General features: G+C 61.2%; 12 protein-coding genes and 2 pseudogenes. 8 read left to right on the forward strand and 6 right to left on the reverse strand.

Annotation, left to right across the window (positions count from 1 at the left end; all coding sequences use genetic code 11):
• Positions 1-364: 364 nt before the first annotated feature.
• Positions 365-1669: an O-antigen ligase family protein gene (locus AB5K84_RS28875; RefSeq protein ID WP_051000298.1), complete on the reverse strand. Its 1305-nt coding sequence runs from the start codon at positions 1667-1669 to the stop codon at positions 365-367.
• A 536-nt stretch (positions 1670-2205) separates the two neighbouring features.
• On the opposite strand from AB5K84_RS28875, the pseudogene AB5K84_RS28880 reads away from it, so the two are divergent.
• The 3 genes and pseudogenes from AB5K84_RS28880 to AB5K84_RS28890 all read left to right on the forward strand — a co-directional run.
• A pseudogene (locus AB5K84_RS28880) lies at positions 2206-2379 on the forward strand (NAD-dependent protein deacetylase); the annotation flags it as partial.
• 120 nt (positions 2380-2499) lie between these two features.
• The gene (locus tag AB5K84_RS28885; protein ID WP_011086433.1) at positions 2500-3348 is read left to right on the forward strand and encodes an ABC transporter permease; all 849 of its coding nucleotides are present in this window, start codon (positions 2500-2502) and stop codon (positions 3346-3348) included.
• 9 nt (positions 3349-3357) lie between these two features.
• Positions 3358-4140, forward strand: coding sequence for an ABC transporter ATP-binding protein (locus AB5K84_RS28890; RefSeq protein WP_011086432.1), 783 nt, complete (start codon positions 3358-3360; stop codon positions 4138-4140).
• On the opposite strand, the gene AB5K84_RS28895 is transcribed toward AB5K84_RS28890, so the two are convergent.
• Entirely contained in the window at positions 4137-5279 is a 1143-nt protein-coding gene (locus AB5K84_RS28895) for a DegT/DnrJ/EryC1/StrS family aminotransferase (RefSeq protein ID WP_011086431.1), read from the reverse strand. The genes AB5K84_RS28890 and AB5K84_RS28895 overlap by 4 nt on opposite strands.
• Positions 5276-5914, reverse strand: coding sequence for an acetyltransferase (locus AB5K84_RS28900; RefSeq protein WP_038966191.1), 639 nt, complete (start codon positions 5912-5914; stop codon positions 5276-5278). The genes AB5K84_RS28895 and AB5K84_RS28900 overlap by 4 nt, the downstream gene beginning before the upstream one ends.
• 83 nt (positions 5915-5997) lie before the next feature.
• On the opposite strand from AB5K84_RS28900, the gene AB5K84_RS28905 reads away from it, so the two are divergent.
• The 4 genes from AB5K84_RS28905 to AB5K84_RS28920 all read left to right on the forward strand — a co-directional run bounded on the left by AB5K84_RS28905 (position 5998) and on the right by AB5K84_RS28920 (position 11606).
• Complete coding sequence (locus AB5K84_RS28905) at positions 5998-7746, forward strand: glycosyltransferase family 4 protein (protein ID WP_011086429.1); 1749 nt, start codon at positions 5998-6000, stop codon at positions 7744-7746.
• On the forward strand, positions 7743-9584 hold the full coding sequence (locus AB5K84_RS28910; protein ID WP_011086428.1) for a glycosyltransferase family 4 protein: 1842 nt from the start codon (positions 7743-7745) through the stop codon (positions 9582-9584). Before AB5K84_RS28905 ends, AB5K84_RS28910 begins: the two co-directional genes overlap by 4 nt.
• 148 nt (positions 9585-9732) lie before the next feature.
• The gene (locus AB5K84_RS28915) at positions 9733-10647 is read left to right on the forward strand and encodes a hypothetical protein (RefSeq protein ID WP_162494081.1); all 915 of its coding nucleotides are present in this window, start codon (positions 9733-9735) and stop codon (positions 10645-10647) included.
• Positions 10644-11606: a hypothetical protein gene (locus AB5K84_RS28920; protein WP_011086426.1), complete on the forward strand. Its 963-nt coding sequence runs from the start codon at positions 10644-10646 to the stop codon at positions 11604-11606. The genes AB5K84_RS28915 and AB5K84_RS28920 overlap by 4 nt, the downstream gene beginning before the upstream one ends.
• A 751-nt stretch (positions 11607-12357) precedes the next feature.
• Here the strand turns inward: AB5K84_RS28920 and AB5K84_RS28925 are convergent.
• The 3 genes and pseudogenes from AB5K84_RS28925 to AB5K84_RS28935 all read right to left on the reverse strand — a co-directional run bounded on the left by AB5K84_RS28925 (position 12358) and on the right by AB5K84_RS28935 (position 15124).
• Positions 12358-13345 (reverse strand): annotated as a pseudogene (locus tag AB5K84_RS28925) (peptidyl-alpha-hydroxyglycine alpha-amidating lyase family protein).
• Between the two features lie 39 nt (positions 13346-13384).
• A complete protein-coding gene (locus AB5K84_RS28930) occupies positions 13385-14056 on the reverse strand; it encodes a 4-carboxy-4-hydroxy-2-oxoadipate aldolase/oxaloacetate decarboxylase (RefSeq protein WP_011086423.1) in 672 nt (223 codons plus the stop codon).
• Positions 14057-14152: 96 nt separating this feature from the next.
• On the reverse strand, positions 14153-15124 hold the full coding sequence (locus tag AB5K84_RS28935) for a LysR substrate-binding domain-containing protein (protein ID WP_049823434.1): 972 nt from the start codon (positions 15122-15124) through the stop codon (positions 14153-14155).
• Positions 15125-15325: 201 nt separating this feature from the next.
• On the opposite strand from AB5K84_RS28935, the gene AB5K84_RS28940 reads away from it, so the two are divergent.
• Positions 15326-16084, forward strand: a complete 759-nt coding sequence (locus tag AB5K84_RS28940; protein WP_011086421.1) for an SDR family oxidoreductase — start codon at positions 15326-15328, stop codon at positions 16082-16084.
• Positions 16085-16114: the final 30 nt, after the last annotated feature.

Here is a 16114-nt window from a genome sequence, read left to right on the forward strand (position 1 = left end):
CCCAGCGACCCAACACTGGCCTGCTCACCATGCCGGCGAACAAGATCCGCTTCTCGGTCGAAGCCACCTGCACTGCTGGCTTGCGTCGAAGCTCGACTGCTCAAACTCGCTATCACTAGATTTTTCTTGATCTCCCGGTGCACACGTCGTGCACACGCCGCCTTCTAACCGACTGAAAGACTTGAACATTGACTTGATTCTCTGTCGCTTCGCTCATTGACAATCGCGTGACGCCGTCCGAGGAAGGGCCGCATACGTCGCCCGCTGCCATTTCGCGGCAGCTGCAGATCTCGCATGCCGAGGGCCCCATCGGCGCACGTGACTTGATATCGAGCGAAAAGTCGCGATCCGAGGCGAGATCTCATCATCTGCCGTCTGCTACTGTTCGTGGGTGCGTGGCAATCACGTGTACCTCGCCATCCCGACCCTCTTTAGTGAGGACGCCAGCACCCAAGCCCACGCCTAGGACGTACATCCATCCCTCTTGAAAGTCGAACAAGTGGGAATTGAGCAGTGAGCTGAAGATATTCTGTGTAACAACAAGAAACCCGAGCCAGCTTGCAAAGCCCCTCCCACGAAAGAGGAGCAGGTGACAAATCCAGGTTGCATATAGCACGGCAATGCCCAGCACGCCCCACTGAACCGCCATGTTCAGCGTTTGATTGTGAGGATTGCGCGTCACTTCGGCCTCCAGGCCCATTTTTCCCTGTGCCTTCTGGCTAAACAAAATCTCCGTGGATCCGGTACCGTGCCCAATGATCGGCGCTGCCGCAAAGAACGTCAGTGATTCCTGCCAGTAGTAGAGGCGCTGCCCTGTCGAGCGCGGGACATTCTCAAGATAAAGCTGATATTCACGCGAAACATCCGCGATTCTTGTTCGCAAGAACGATGGGGTTGTCCATAAGGCCGCGGCGGCCGTAAGGGCGGCAAGCAGCAGCGTCATCGATTGTCGGCGGGTTAGAAATTTAAGTGCGAGAACGCCCAACATAGCAGGGATATAGATTAGCGCTGTGCGAGCCGAGACGACAAAAATCATATTGGTGAAGAAGGCGGCTATCAAGGTCACAAGCCCGCCGAATATGGCGATCCGCCCTTGTTTGAATAACTCCATCGCGAGCGGCGCCGCTGCGATCATGCAAAGCGCAAATTCCTGACTTTGGTCGATGTAGTTCTTGACTGGTACGCCGGCATTCTTTGACGCCTCAAGTCTGATCGACGGCTCGACATACGACATCCACGAAAGCGCCATCAACAGAGAACAGGAGATGAAGAAAGCAGCAAGTGCCCAAGTCGCCCGTTGCGATCGCTCGAAATGGTAGGCGATCAAAGGCACGGCGATAAACTTGGCGGTCGATTTGATGGTGTAGAGCGCCGTCAGCCAGGGTGCTTCGCTCCAAGCGGTGCCGGCGAGGGCAAGCACGAATATCAGCAGTGGAAACATGCAGTGAGGGCGACGCAAGTGCAGCAGGATCGCAACGCCATCCTCTCGCAATGAGACCCCCAAGATCCCGGTCAGCCAGATGAGCAAGATGATCTGGAAGCCTGTGGTCGACCAAGGCAGCATCGTAAAAGTTGCCGTTCCGAGGAGATCATTGGTAAATTGCGTGCGGACTGGATATGACCACCAGCTCGACTGCGAGTTTGTCGACGTTGTTTCAAGTGTATCCATTGGGCCCACAGGGTCGAGCGTATTCAGGTGCTTTGCCGCAGAAGTCACCATTTGTCTTCAGGATCTAGCGCGCGCCATCTCGCATGTACTGTATCGGTTTATGGGCATATACGACGCGGGTCGGGCTGCTGGCAACGATGGAGCGCTCGCGCGATCTGATCGAAAGGTCATAGCCATCGCCAACAGGGGGCGAGCTCAAGTCTGCAGCTGGCCAGCGTATGCCAAGGCTGCCACCGGCCATGCACCAACGTTCACTGCCGACCATTGAGGATCGTTTATTTGCCAGGAACAGGACGTGCCCTCTCACTAGCTTGGTTACCAAGGCGCACTGTTTCCCGATGAGGCCAGACAGTCAGATCACGATAATCAGACCGCTCCGCCCGGTGCCTTGTGCCGCGCTGAGTGCGGCCGATACCGTCGGGCCTCGACTTTAGAAACATCGGGTGCCACGTGGCCCCGTCCGTCAATCGGCTTGCAAAATTCGCAAGCCGATTGACAGCGAAAACGCAGCGCGCCGCATTTCAGGCGAGTGCATGAACGCCGATTGGCTCGACCTTGACGCCCTAGACGCGCCCGACGGCGATGCCGATCTCGAGGCCGCGGACTTCTCGTCATTCAACGTGCCGTCCTGCTCGTCCTGCGACGGCATCCTCAAGCCCGACGTCGAGTTCTTCAGCCGACAGGTTACCGTAGCGGCCGCTGCCGATCACCGGCACCACGGCCTTGCCATCGGCCATAGCCGGGGTCTACTGCCGTTCCTCTCGAAAGCTTTGATTTGGCCGCATGAACCTGCTTAATCGCGGCCGCGCATCATTTTGGAGATATCGGGCATGGCCCGCGGCACCATCCAGGGGGCACTGCGAAGCGGTTCGGTCGTGCGAAGCACCGATCGCTCCGCCTTGGCCGCCGCGCGCGCTGATATCGTATGCGGGCTGTTACTCTGGCGGCTGTGGGGCCGTCTCGGCTGGAACGACATCCGGCAACGCTATCAGCGTTCGATCTTGGGGCCGCTCTGGCTCACGGTCAGCATGGGCATCCTGATCGGCTCCCTGGGTCTGCTCTATGCCAGGTTGTTCCAGCAGCCCGTCGAGGAGTTCCTGCCCTATTGCGGCATCGGGCTTCTGATCTGGGGCTTCATGTCGAGCTATTTGACGGAGAGTGGTACGCTGTTTTCGGGGGCCGAAGCCTATATCAAGCAAATCAGCCTGCCGTTCTCGCTGTATGTCTACCGGGCAAGCTGGGCCAAGCTCATCATGCTGGCCCACAATTTCATCATATATTTCGGCATCATCCTGTATTTTCGTATCTGGCCGGGCGCAGCTGCGCTTCTGGCGATACCCGCGCTCTGCATCGTCGCCTTCAACGGGATGGCCATCAGCCTGACGATCGGGATGATTTCGGCGCGCTTTCGCGATATCCCACAAGTGATCAACTCCGTCGTGCAGATCCTGTTCTTCGTGACGCCCTTAATGTGGAAGCCCGATGCGGTGAAGATTCCGGCCTATGTGACGGAATTGAATCCGGTCTATCACCTGCTGCAAATCGTTCGCGCGCCGCTGCTCGGGGAGGTTCCGACAGCCTCCAACTACGCGGCGGTCGGACTGGTCACGCTGATCAACGTTGCCTTGTCGGGACTGTTGTTCTCCCGTTATCGGGCGCGGATCGCGTATTGGGTTTAAGGGACAGCAATGCTTGACGGCCTTCGGGGCAAGCCGCTCGTGACGCTGGAGAAGGTCAGCGTGTCCTTCCCGATCTACCAGGGTGGATCTCGTTCGCTGAAGAAGCACCTGCTGTTCCACGGAACCGGAGGGCAGCTCGCCAGCGATGCGAACGAGCGGATCGTCGTCGAGGCGTTGAGAGACGTCTCCCTGTCGATCGCCGCAGGCGAACGCATTGCGCTCGTCGGCGCCAACGGCGCCGGCAAGACCACCCTGTTACGCGTGATGGCCGGCGTCTATGAGCCGACGCTGGGGATCGCGACGTCGTGCGGTCGCATATCGCCGATCTTCGATATCGCTGTCGGAATCGACGGCGATCTGAGCGGCTACGATAACATCCGCCTGCGCGGCATGCTGCTGGGGCTGAGTGCCGGCGAGATCGAATCCTATATCCCCGATATCGCCGATTTCACCGAGCTCGGAGACTATCTGGACGTTCCCGTGCGAACCTATTCCTCGGGCATGATGACGCGCCTGACCTTCGCCGTCGCCACCTGCTTCTCGCCCGAAATCCTCCTGATGGATGAGTGGATTATGGCGGGAGATGCGAGCTTTCTCGCGAAGGCGCAACGCCGGATCGAATCCTTTGTCGAGCGTGCCAACATCCTGGTGCTGGCCTCCCACAATCTCGACATCTGCCGGAAATGGTGCACCAAAGCCGTGTGGATGGAGCGGGGCCGTATTCGAGCGGCGGGTGAGATCGACGCTGTGCTGCAAGAGATGCAGCTCGACCTTGCGCGGCAGTCCTCCTAGGCTGAACGACGGGTTTCCTGGTCGATCGCCATTTGAAGCGCGCGACAGACGTGGTCGACCGCCTGCTCCGGCATGTTGGTGTGGAAGGGGAGAGCCAGCGTGCTGGCGGCGACCCGCTCGGTCACAGGAAACTGGCCGCGTTGGTAGCCGTAACGCTCGGCGAAGTACGGCTGAAGATGGATCGGCGGGAAATAATTTCGCGTCGGAATCCCGCGTTCCGCAAGCCGCGACGCGATATTGTCGCGCGACAGGCGAGCATCCAACCGCACGATGTACACGAACCAACTCATCCGCGTGGTGTTCGCAGCCGCACTGAGTGGCTTGACGCTCACGATGCGCGCCAGGCGATCGTTGTAAGCCGCTGCCACCGCAGCTCGCCGGTCCAAGAGGTCGTCGAGGCGCGAGATCTGCGAGAGACCCAGCGCGGCACTGAGTTCATTGAGGCGGTAGTTGAACCCCAACTGATGATGTTGCAGCCATTCGTCGCCGGCGCGTCCGTGATTGCGCAAGGCTCGCAGCTCGCGATCCCATTGCGGATCGTCGGTGGTTACGATGCCGCCCTCGCCGGTGGTCATCTGCTTGTTGGGATAGAAAGCGAAGACGGATGCGCGCCCAAACGCGCCGACCTTGCGGCCGTCGAACTCCGCGCCGATCGCTTCGCAGGCGTCTTCAATCACGGCAAGCCCGCGCCGGTCGGCGGTGCGGCAGATCTGGTCCATGCGCGCGGGACGGCCGAAGACATGAATCGGAAGGATTGCGACCGTCCGGTCGTTCACCGCCGCGTCGATCGCATCCGCATCGATATTGAAACTGTCTTCGTCGATGTCGACAAACACCGGCGTTCCGTGCTCGTAGAGGATGCAATTGGCTGAGGCGACGAAGCTGAAGGGTGACGTGACGACTTCCGAGCCCTCCTTCACGCCGGCAAGCCGCATGCACAGGTGCAGGCCAGCCGTGCCGCTGGCGACCGCGACGGCATATCGCGTGCCAACATAGTCGCGTACGCGCTTCTCGAACTCTTCGATATAGGCTCCGATGCTGAGCCGGCCGCTTCGCAGCACCTGTGCGACGAGATCGATATCGCCCTCGGTGATATCGGGCTGCGACATCGGCGTGCTGATAATGCCTTTCTCATTCATCGCACTCTCCGTGCTGGCACTCCGACGACCGTCGCATGATCGGCGACATCCTCAGTTACGACTGCGCCGGCCCCGATGACGCACCAATTTCCGATGCTCACTCCCGGCAGGACGCGGCTGCCCAGCCCGAGAAGACTTCCCTCGCCGATTTTCACCTCGCCGCCCAGATAGCACCCCGGCGCCACATGAGCGTGATCGCCGATCTCGCAATCATGCTCGACAATCGCACCTGTGTTGATGATGACGTTCTGCCCGATTTTTGCATACGCATTGACGATGGCACCGGCGAACGCGACGATGCCGGCCTTCAACTCCGCCCAGGTGCTCACCGTCGCACAGGGGTGAACGATCGTGATCGCCTTTGCGTTTCGCGACGTCTCGCGCTGCATGATGTCGCGCCGAGCGCGATTAGCTCCGATCGCCGGGATGAGGCCATCGATATTGTGATCACGCCAGGCCGAAATCGGCCCCAGCACGGGAAGTCCCATGATCGAACGACCCGATAGCGACGGATTGTCGTCCAGGAATCCGACGATCTTATGCCCCGCAAGCGATAGAGCGGCGTCTGCAACCACCTTTCCGTGCCCGCCGGCGCCTACGCAAGCGATCCTAGGTACCGCGCCATTTGCGTTCAAATTTTCACTTGCTCCCCGGAGTCGGGCCGGAGCTGTACCCGAGCCAGTTGGAAACTTTTGGATGAATATTGTAGTGCTGAGTAATGGAAAATGACACAGTTGGCAACATGCCGCTTGTTCGCACGACGACTCTTGGTTCCGCTCGGCAAGCCGTCGAGATCGCGCATGGCCCGTCGGTCAAAGGCACGATGCCGGCTCCGACGACGAGGCAGCTCCGCGTCTGTCACATCGCGGCGACGACTGAAGGCGCGGCATGGGTGTTTGAGCAGGTGCGGGATCTCAGGGATCGTTTCGGGTACGACGTCAGCGTCATCTTGAACGGAACCAGCGGGGCGCTCGTCGACCGCTTCAATGCTGCCGGTATTCGCGTCCTTGCGAGCGATTTCCAGTTTCTCGGCGGTGGCGATTTGTTCGCACTGCCCAAGCGGATCCTGGACCTAGGGCGTATTCTGGAGCGCGAGCGCTTCGACATCATCCAGACGCACCTGTTCCATTCCATGGTGATCGGTCGCATCGCGGCCTGGCTCGCCGATGTCCCGGTACGCTTGTCGATGATCGCAGGCCCATTCCATCTCGAGGCTTATACGCCGAGCTGGATCGATGGCTCGACGCAGTGGATGGATACCGCGCTCATCCCGTCCTGCGAGTTCAGCCGTTCACTGTATCTGTCAATGGGCGTGCGCAAGCAGCGCCTCGAGGTCATCTATTACGGGCCGGACGAGACCAGGTTCGAGCCGTCGCGTGAGGTTGCCGCGGATTTGCGCGCCGAGCATGGCTGGGCAGCAGATACGCCGCTGATCGGGATGGTCGCTTATTTTTATCCCGAACTCGGCGTCAACCGATGGACGCCGCCGGCCGCGCAGGGGCGCCCGGTCAAGAGCCACGTCGACCTTATCAGGGCAATGCCTGCGGTGCTCGCCGACTTTCCCAATGCCAAACTGTTGTTGGTCGGGTCGGGCTGGGAGGAAGGCGGCCGGCAATATATGGCCAAGATGCAGGCTTTGGTCGCCGAACTCGGTCTTTCCGATAGCGTCGTCTTCACCGGCTACCGCACGGACATTCCCGCCGTGCTCAAATCGCTCGATGTCGCCGTTCAGGCCTCGGTTAGCGAAAACCTCGGAGGTTCGATCGAGGGCCTCTTGATGGAATGTCCGATGGTCGCGACGCGAGTTGGCGGCCTCGTCGATAGTGTCATCGACGGCCATACCGGCGTGTTGGTCGGCCCAGCCGATCCGGCCGAGCTTGCAAGGGGCATTCTCGAACTATTGCGCGACCCCTCGCGCGCAAGGGAGTTCGGTCGTCACGGCCGGGCGCGCATGCTCGAGAGGTTTACGCTGCGAACGACGGTGGAGGACGAGCACCGGCTTTATCAGCGGCTGTATGCACGGGCACCGGCCGGCTACCGCTCCGTTCGCCGCGCATTTCGGTTGTTTTGTGGGGCCCTCGTCGGTGGTTACCTGGCGTTCCGCTATACGGTGTTCGACAGCAATCTGCTGCCAGCCTGGGATGCCGGTTGGCGGCCGTGGCACTTCCTCGCGTTGCGCCGGTTGATGCTGCGCCTGATCAACGCGGTGCTGCGATCCAGGACTGCATCTGCTCCTGCGCCTTACGCGGCCGCACCCGCGAACGAGCAGTTCATCTCTGTGACGATCGAGCCTCCAGCGCCGATTGCTCCGCGACTGAGGCTTGCCGGGCGGATGATGCTCTACCGCTTCTATGCATTCGTCGGTCGACAAAAGCTCGGCTGGGGTCTTCGCAGGCGTCTGCGTGCCAAGTTCCGTCGCCTGCTCGGCTCTGCTGCCGAGCCAGACAGCGAGGCGCGGGACCGATGACCATGCGAACAATCAATCGCGCATCTGGCGGTGGAGACAAGGTCGGGTCGTTGAGAGTCTGTCACCTCGTCTCGGCGACCAACGGCGCTCGCTGGGCCGTGGAGCAGTTGTCGTGGCTGCGAGACCGTTATGGACATGATGTCACGGCGGTCGTGGGCGGTTCGAACGGCTCCTTGATCGACATGCTGAAGGAAGCCGGTATCCGGGTTCACGCCGAGGAGGGCTTCGGCGCCTATGATAGCGTCGCTTCGGTTCTGCGGCTGCCGGCGGCGGTCTGGCGGCTTGCATGGTGGCTGCGCCGGGAACGCTTCGATGTCGTGCAGTCGCATCTGCTGTTTGCGATGATTGCGACGCGGTTCGCGGCCTGGTTTGCCGACGTCCCGGTGCGGCTTGCGATGTATGCCTCGCCTTTCCATCTCGAAGTGCCCCGGACGTTCTGGATGGACCGATTGACGTGGTGGACGGAGACGCGTCTCATCGCATCATGCAAGTACACCGACGACATCCTCGCCCGTCTCGGTGTCGCCTCGGCGCGCCGCGCGGTGATCTACTACGGCGCGGACAACGATCAGTACGATCCGGACAAAACCCCGGCCGTCGACCTGCGGGCGGAGTATGGCTGGCCATCGTCGACCAAGATCGTCGTGAAGGTCGCCTATTTCTATGCGAAAATGTCGGATAACGACTGGGTGCCCGCCGTCCTACGCGGAAAGAACCCGAAGGGTTTTGTCGACCTCGTTCGGGCCACGCCGGCTATTCTTGCCAAGCATCCGGAAACCAAGGTCGTGCTCGTGGGCAATGGCTGGGGGGAGCCTGGGACCGCCTACATGGAGGAGGTGCGGCACCTGGTGCAGGATCTCGGTCTTTCCGAGAGCATCATCTTTACCGGCTTTCGTCGCGACACGGCCGGAATCCTTCGCGGCGCCGATGTGGCGGTTCAGGCCTCACTCTATGAGAACGTGGGCGGGGTGATCGAATCCCTCATGGTAGAATGCCCGACAGTTGCAACTGCGGTCTGCGGCATGGTCGATTGCGTGATCGACGGCGAGACGGGCATTCTCGTGCGTCCCTCCGACCCTGCGGACCTGGCGCGCGGTATCAACGACATGCTGTGTGACCGGCCGCGCGCTCGCGCGCTTGCCGCGAACGGTGGCCTTCTTGCCCGGGAGCGCTTCAGCCTGGCGCGCACATGCGCCGATCTCGATCAATTGTACCGGTCGGAACGATCGGTCCTACGCCGTCGCTTCTACAATCCGCTGGTGAGCCTTGCACGCTGTGCGATCGGCGTCCCGATCCTTGCCTGGTTCGTACTACGCGTCGCGCACAGGGATTTTTACATGACCTCGCACTGGCCGACGCATCGCAACCGCCTGAAGAGCATTCTCGATACGACCTTCAGCTTCGATACGTATTGGCGGTCAATCGCGAACCAGCTTCCGTACGGGCCTCCTCCCGGGACGTTGCTGCCGCTGCGAATCCGATGGGCCAATCGTCGCGTGACCGCTGGCTTGCACCTTGCGCGCTGGCACATCGAATTGCCGATGCATCTGCGAATGTACCGGCAACGGCTGACCTCATGGGTCAGAAGTCATCTTTCGACTCTCAGAGGTCAACTTGTCACCGCTGGCCTGCACGCGTCGCGTCGATGGGTCGAAGCGCCGATGTATTTGCGCATGTATCGCCAGCAGACGGTGTCCTGGCTCGGCAAACATTCCCCCGGTTGGGGCTTGATGCGGAAGCTTGCGGAACTGCGGCGCGGGTTGCAGCCGAATGGACCCGGACAAGCGGCGCTGCAGCAGACACCGATTGAGCCGCCCGTTTGCGACAGTGCCGAGTGAGGTTGATGCCGTGACTTCCGTGCGTCCGGCCTCCCTACCCCCCTTCGCGCCCGACAGAAGCGAGAGCACTTCGTTTGCACGGCTGCCGGCACGCGGGTTGGCTGGTATCCCTCCCGATTGGCTTCCGCCGGGCAAGAAGGCTGCCGTCGTGTTCACCATCGACGACGTCCATCCCGGTACCTCTCGCGACAGTTATGAGGCTGGCGGCGACCTCGACCATGGGCAGCTTCGTTTTCTGATCCGCCTGCTGACCGCTCATTCGAAGCTGCGCGCTACTCTGTTCGTGACGGCCGATTGGCGCGCAAAACACCCATCCGTTTCGCACCCGCTGCTGATGCACATTCCCGGTGTGCGGCGTCTTTGGTGCGAATGGAATACGTTGCCCGAAGGCACGATGCGCATCGACAGGTTTCCGCGCTTCATCGAATTCCTCAAGAACCTGCCAAGGGTTGAAATCGGGCTGCACGGCCTCACGCACAACCGCGGACGCCACCCCACGCATCTCGAATACCTGGATGCGAGCGAGGAGGAATGCCGGCGCAGTCTGGCGGGGATCTTCCAAATCTTTCACGCCGCCAACCTGGCGTTCGTGCCGGGAATGTCGCCGCCCGGCTGGTACCTGAGCCATGGACTTGCGAGGGCAATGCGGGACGCCGGCCTGACCTTCGTCGGCTCCTCGCGCGACCTCGTGAGCGCCGTGCATCGTGAAGCGCGGAGCGGTATGAGCGGGCTCACCGGTACGTCACTGATCGCGCCACAATGGATATCCGGTGGATTGTTGAACTTCACGACCAACTATCAGGCGACGTCGACCATCGACCGGGCAAGGTCAATTATCGATCACGGTGGTCTGCTTGCGATCAAGGCGCATGTCATCAAGAGGGCCGGATCCTATGTTGCGCTGGATGGGCTCGGCGATGAATATTGCGATCACCTGCATGCGGTGTTTGATTACCTGGAGACAGTCGGCGAGGACCTCTGGTGGACCAGCATGGGCGAGATTGCCGCGCGCTGCGTTGCGGCGCTGCCGCAGGCATCCATTGGCAAGGCGAATGATCTGTGAAGGTCAGCATCAACCCCGCAGGCTTTGAAGCCGAGCATCTCGCCGCCCTGAACCGATCGTTCGGCGATTGGGGCGACGGGCGCCGCTGGCGGTGGTGTTTTGCGCGGTCATCCTTGTCCGAACCGGCCGATATCGTCGTCGCCGAGGTGAACGGTGCTGCGATTGCTGGAACGGGCATCTCCTATCGGCGAATGATCACGCCCGACGGCGGAACTCTGCTGGCCGGAATCCTGACGGCGGCGTGGTCGCTTCCGGTCAAGTCCGCCCGCGGCGCCTACATGCACGTGATATCGGAAGCGATGCGGCGGATTGCCGAGCGCGGCGGCGCCGTCGCGCTCGGCTTCATGCCGCAGAATAAGTCGAGCGGCCTTCAGCTCCTGCGCGCAGGCGCGATGGCGGCAACCACCGCCTATGTGTCCACGCCCGCTGGCTGGAATGACGGATTGCCGGGCGAATTGAAACCTTGCGTCCTGACGAGCAGTCTCATCGAAGAGCTGTTTCGTCGCGTGAACCGTCGCGCACAACGCGGTCTACGATTCACCTACCCGGATATCGGTGAGTTCAGTGGACAGTTTCTCGAGCGGCCGCATCCCGTCGAGGTGCTCGCGGATGCCAAGGGCGGCTATTTCATTCTCGAACGCTTGTCGCAAGCGATGAACCTGCTTGCGGTCCTTCCGGCCGATGGCGACGCGCGCGCGCCTGGACAGCATCTCATTGATGCGGCCCAGCTTGCCGCCGACCAGAACTCTAAGCTCCTTTCCTATGCATCGAACGAGCATGCTATCGCGGAGGCCGTCGCAGCGGGTCTGGTTGCCAAGCCCGGTTTCATCACCGTGACGATCGCAAACGTGCAAGCACTGTCGGCCGCCGTATCCAACGCGTTGGAAGTGGGCGCTGCAACGAGCACCTGTCTTGCGATGCTGAGGGCTTTCCACGTCGAGAACGGCGATCGGATGTAGCCAGGCGACATTTGCCCGGTCAACGTCGTCCCCGCCTGCTCGGCAGTGCGTTGTCCGCAAGAAAGACCGTTTGAAAAATCAGCTGCTCAAACGGTTTTGCTCGCCAAGCTATTGATTTGGTGGGCTCGAACCTGGGACCCGCTGATTAAGAGTCAGCCGCTCCAATCCCAGGTTTCCGCATCATTGATCTATTAAGCTGCAAGTTCTGCTGCGCGAATGCGGCGCCAGAAAGGGGCGCCCTGCGCCCGCACTTCAGCACGCTTGCTCAGGTTAGATGTCGTAAGATTTTTCTTGATCTCTCGGTGCACACGCCGCGCTCTAACCGATTGAAAAACTTGAACTCTCGCTCCAATCCATCATGGGGGCCGTGGCGAATTTTCGATCTAATTCATTCATTTCATTGATATATTTTGACTTCGACCGATCCTAAGCGTGATTGGACCGATTGAAAAATCTGCTTTGATCAAGCTGTCGCCGATCGGTTCTTGTAGGACGATATGCACAAAATGGAAGCGGAAATCGGCTTTCGGAGTCTCGGTGCACACGGCCTTGCACACACATGCGAAATTGCACGCGACGCTCGCATAACGTGCATCCTGGATCTTCCTGGCATACCGGTTGACGAGATCGGCTCGGTTATACTCATCGAGCGATGTGAGTATAATTCGCGTTCTTATGCCGCACTTTATGCGTCGGCCGTCTGCCTCCAATCGAACCTTCCCCAGCGATGATCGGCTAGCCAGATCGCCCTCTAGCGAGGCACCTCCGCCACGCGCTGCAGCTTCTGCAAGCAGCGCGTGGTGCGAACCACGGTCGGCATGTCCTCGTCAGGAAAATTAGTCTTCCAGTCGGTCACGCCGACCTCGCCGACATACATGTCGCCTTTGGAATCCAGCGCAATGCCATGCGGCGCGAGGAATTTGCCGCTCGCAAGACCGGGGCCATCCTCGCCGCCGAGGCGCGCGATACGCTTGCCCTTGGCGTCCACGATCGACAACCGCGGGCCGAGATTGGGTACCTTGCGGTTGACCGGCATGGCAGGGCCGAGCTCGCCGATCACGAAGGTCGGGCTCTTGCCGCCACCGCAACAGCACAGCGCGCACGGCCGGTGCAGATTGTTCCACTGCGCCTCGTATTTACCGTTGCCGTCGAACACCTGCACGCGATGGTTCTCGCGGTCGGCGACATAGACCCAACCATCGGCGTCGGTGACGATATTATGCACGATGTTGAACTGGCCGGGATCGGTGCCGGGCGCGCCCCAGCTCTTGATTCAGTCTGCCGTCCGGCGTGAATTTGTGGATGCGGGCATTGCCGTAGCCGTCGGAGACGTAGATCTCTCCCTTAGGGGACAGCGCGGTGTGGGTGCAGCGATGGAACGGCTCGCCGCTCATGAACGGCGCGGGCTTTTCGGGAACACCGATCGTCAGTAGCACCTTGCCGTCAGTGGTGCACTTTCGCACGGTGTGGTCGCCGTCATCGGTGCAATAGAGGTTGTCGTCGGCGTCGATGTGCAGGGCGTGCGCGCGGGAGAACAGCCCCTCACCCCAGCTGCGCAGGAAATTTCCGTCGCGGTCGAGCACCACCATCGGATGGGCGCCGCGGTTGAAGACGTAGATGCGGTCGCGGCTGTCGACCGCGACGGAAGCGACGTCGGTGAGCTGCCAGCCATCCGGCAGTTTCGCCCAATTGTCGACGACGCGGTAGCGGTGCTCGCCCGAGCCGAGAATGGCTGACACTCGTTTTCCTGTTGTTACGCGCCTGCGTCGCCTGATCGCTCAGGCGAAGGTGCAGCCCTTGGATTCCAGCACCTTGCCGATGCCGGACAGCTCGAGGATGTTCCCGCCGGCCTTCAGCGCTTTCATCACGTCGGCTTCCTTGTCCTCGCGCGCCGCCGACTTGACGCAGACGTCGGCGATGTTCTCCTTCGGCACGATGACGACGCCATCGTCATCGGCGCTCACGATGTCGCCGGGGCGGACGGCGATCCCGCCGATGACGATCGGCTGATTGATAGTGCCGAGGGTCTCCTTGACGGTGCCCTTCATGCACAGGCCGTAGGAGAAGACGTTGAAGCCGGTGTCGCGCACGGCAAGGCCATCGCGAACGCCCGCATCCGTGACCAGGCCGACGATGCCCTTGGCGACGCAGGCCGTCGCCAGCACCTCGCCGAAGCCGCCCTGCTCGGGATGTTCGCCCGCGCTCACCACGAGCACGTCGCCCGGCTTTGCCAACGAAATCGCCGTGATCAACATCATATTGTCGCCGGGATGGCAGCTCACCGTCAACGCCGGTCCGCAAGCGCGCATCCCGGAATAGATCGGCTTGATGCGGAAGGTCAGCGCACCCGATCGTCCCTGCGCTTCGTGAAGGGTGGACGGAGGAAACTTCTTGATGCGCTCGACAAGCTCGGCGGCGGGCCGATCGAATGTCCTGATTACATGCACCATGGTAACCTCCTTGCGGTCGCGATCTCCGTTACACCTCCATAACCAACCGCCTTTGGGCGGAAAATTCAGATTTTAGGATTGCCGCATCGTGTTTCGTTATGGCTCGTCCTTCGGCTCATCCGGAGGCGACGCTGGGCCACCCGAGGCGATGGCAACCGAGCCGAGCTGGGCCTCGAACGGCCCCCAGGTCTTGACGATGATCTCGAGCAGGATCTTGTAGACGGCGAATGCGGCGTCGGACAACGCGGCATTGTCGGAAATGCATAGCGACATCTGTTGCGAGGCCGACGGCGCGTTGATCCGCCGAATGCAGAGTTCGTCGAGGTTCGGCAACTCCTTTGCGATCGACATGGGCAGCACAGCCGCCCCCACTCCGGCTGCAATCGCCGAAGACAGGGTCGACTGGGAGTGGATCTCGGCGACGATGCGCGGGCGGAGGCCCACCTCGGCGCAGACGCGCTCCACGGTCTGTCGCAGGAAGGATTCCCGATATGGCAGAAGCAGGTCGAATTGTGCGACCTCCGCCGCTGAGACCTCCTCCGGCGGCATCTGCTCCGGATACATGCCGCGGGGCGCGACAAGATAGAAGTATTCGCGCATCAGCGGCTTGTAATCGAGGCCGGTCACCGGGCGCTCGCCGTAAAGGACAGCCATGTCCATGCTCCCCTTCAGCATCATCTCGCTGAGCATGACCCCGGAGCTGTCATAAATGTGCGGCACGATGCCGGGATAGCGTTCGCGGATCTGCGTGAGCAATGGGGTCGCCAGCAACGCCGCCGAACTGAGCGGGGCCAGACCGATCGTGACGTTGCCGGTCAGCTCCGGCTTGTTGTCCAGAATGGTGCGCCTGGCTTCTTCAATCTGCCGCTGGATCGACTTGGAATAGCGGTAGAGGATTCGTCCGGCCTCGGTGGGCTTGACCCCGCGGGCGCTGCGGTCGAGCAGCTTGCACTTGAAATCCGCCTCCAGGCTCGCAATGTGCTGACTCAGTGCCGGCTGCGCAACATTCAGCACCTTCGCCGCGCTCGTCATGCTGCCTAGATCCACGACCTTGATGAAGGCCTCCAAACGTTTCGTATCCAATACGGCCTCTCCGGATATCCAGGCAGGGAGAAATGCAGCAGCAATAGGCTGAAGCTATGGGATCAGAAGGAATTGTTCTTACCACTGGGAACCTGAGGGGCCTATAGCTAGTGCTGAACTCGTCCGCCGCTCGCGTTGCAGCCGACGCCACCAGCGGGTTGGACGGTAGCAGAGGAGCCCTCGCGGATGGGATTTTCGGACTATCGGACGGCCCTGGTGACGGGCGCATCCTCCGGAATAGGGGCTGCGACGGTTCGCCGCCTGAGTGCAGAAGGGCTCGAGGTCTACGCTGTGGCCCGCGACGCCGCTCGCCTCAGCGCCTTATCTGCGGAGACCGGTTGCCGCCCCTGCGCCGTGGACATCAGCGACCTCAATGCGCTTGCGGCATTGGCGAAGTCGGCTGAGTTCGACGTCCTGGTCAACAACGCCGGCCAGTCCCGCCGCGGCAATATTCTGGACACGACGGCAGAGGATGTCGACGCCCTCATCGACGTCAATTTGCGCGCGGTCCTGCATCTGACGCGGCTGATCGTGCCGGGCATGGCGCGCCGCGACCGCGGCCATGTCGTCAACATCTCCTCGATCGCAGGTCACTACGCGTTCGGTGGCGGAAACACCGTGTATCACGCCACGAAGGCTGGCATTCACTCGCTGTCGCAGCAACTGCGCGTCGACCTCTACGGGACCAGGGTTCGCGTCACCGAGATATCGCCGGCCCGGGTCGAGACGGAAGTGTTCGGACGGCTGCTGGGTGATCTGGCCGAAGCCAAGCGCCGCTTCTTTGACGATTATGATGCTCTCCAGCCCGAGGACATCGCCAATTCGATCGCGTTCGCGGTTGGGTCCCCGGCACGCATGAATGTTGCCTTCATGGAAGTCCTGCCGACCCAGCAGGTCGTCGGCGGCCTCAATTTTGCACAGAAGAGCCGGCCGCCGGCCGAGTGACGCATGAACGCCCCGAACTCGACAGGCCGT

Source organism: Bradyrhizobium sp. 1200_D9_N1_1 (genome assembly GCF_052075915.1).
GTDB lineage: Bacteria > Pseudomonadota > Alphaproteobacteria > Rhizobiales > Xanthobacteraceae > Bradyrhizobium > Bradyrhizobium diazoefficiens.

Coding starts and splice junctions, on each gene's coding strand:
- AB5K84_RS28895 (WP_011086431.1), bottom strand. CDS start 5,279: ATGAATGAGAAAGGCATTATCAGCACGCCGATGTCGCAGCCCGATATC.
- AB5K84_RS28940 (WP_011086421.1), top strand. CDS start 15,326: ATGGGATTTTCGGACTATCGGACGGCCCTGGTGACGGGCGCATCCTCC.
- AB5K84_RS28890 (WP_011086432.1), top strand. CDS start 3,358: ATGCTTGACGGCCTTCGGGGCAAGCCGCTCGTGACGCTGGAGAAGGTC.
- AB5K84_RS28910 (WP_011086428.1), top strand. CDS start 7,743: ATGACCATGCGAACAATCAATCGCGCATCTGGCGGTGGAGACAAGGTC.
- AB5K84_RS28885 (WP_011086433.1), top strand. CDS start 2,500: ATGGCCCGCGGCACCATCCAGGGGGCACTGCGAAGCGGTTCGGTCGTG.
- AB5K84_RS28875 (WP_051000298.1), bottom strand. CDS start 1,669: ATGGATACACTTGAAACAACGTCGACAAACTCGCAGTCGAGCTGGTGG.
- AB5K84_RS28930 (WP_011086423.1), bottom strand. CDS start 14,056: ATGGTGCATGTAATCAGGACATTCGATCGGCCCGCCGCCGAGCTTGTC.
- AB5K84_RS28905 (WP_011086429.1), top strand. CDS start 5,998: ATGGAAAATGACACAGTTGGCAACATGCCGCTTGTTCGCACGACGACT.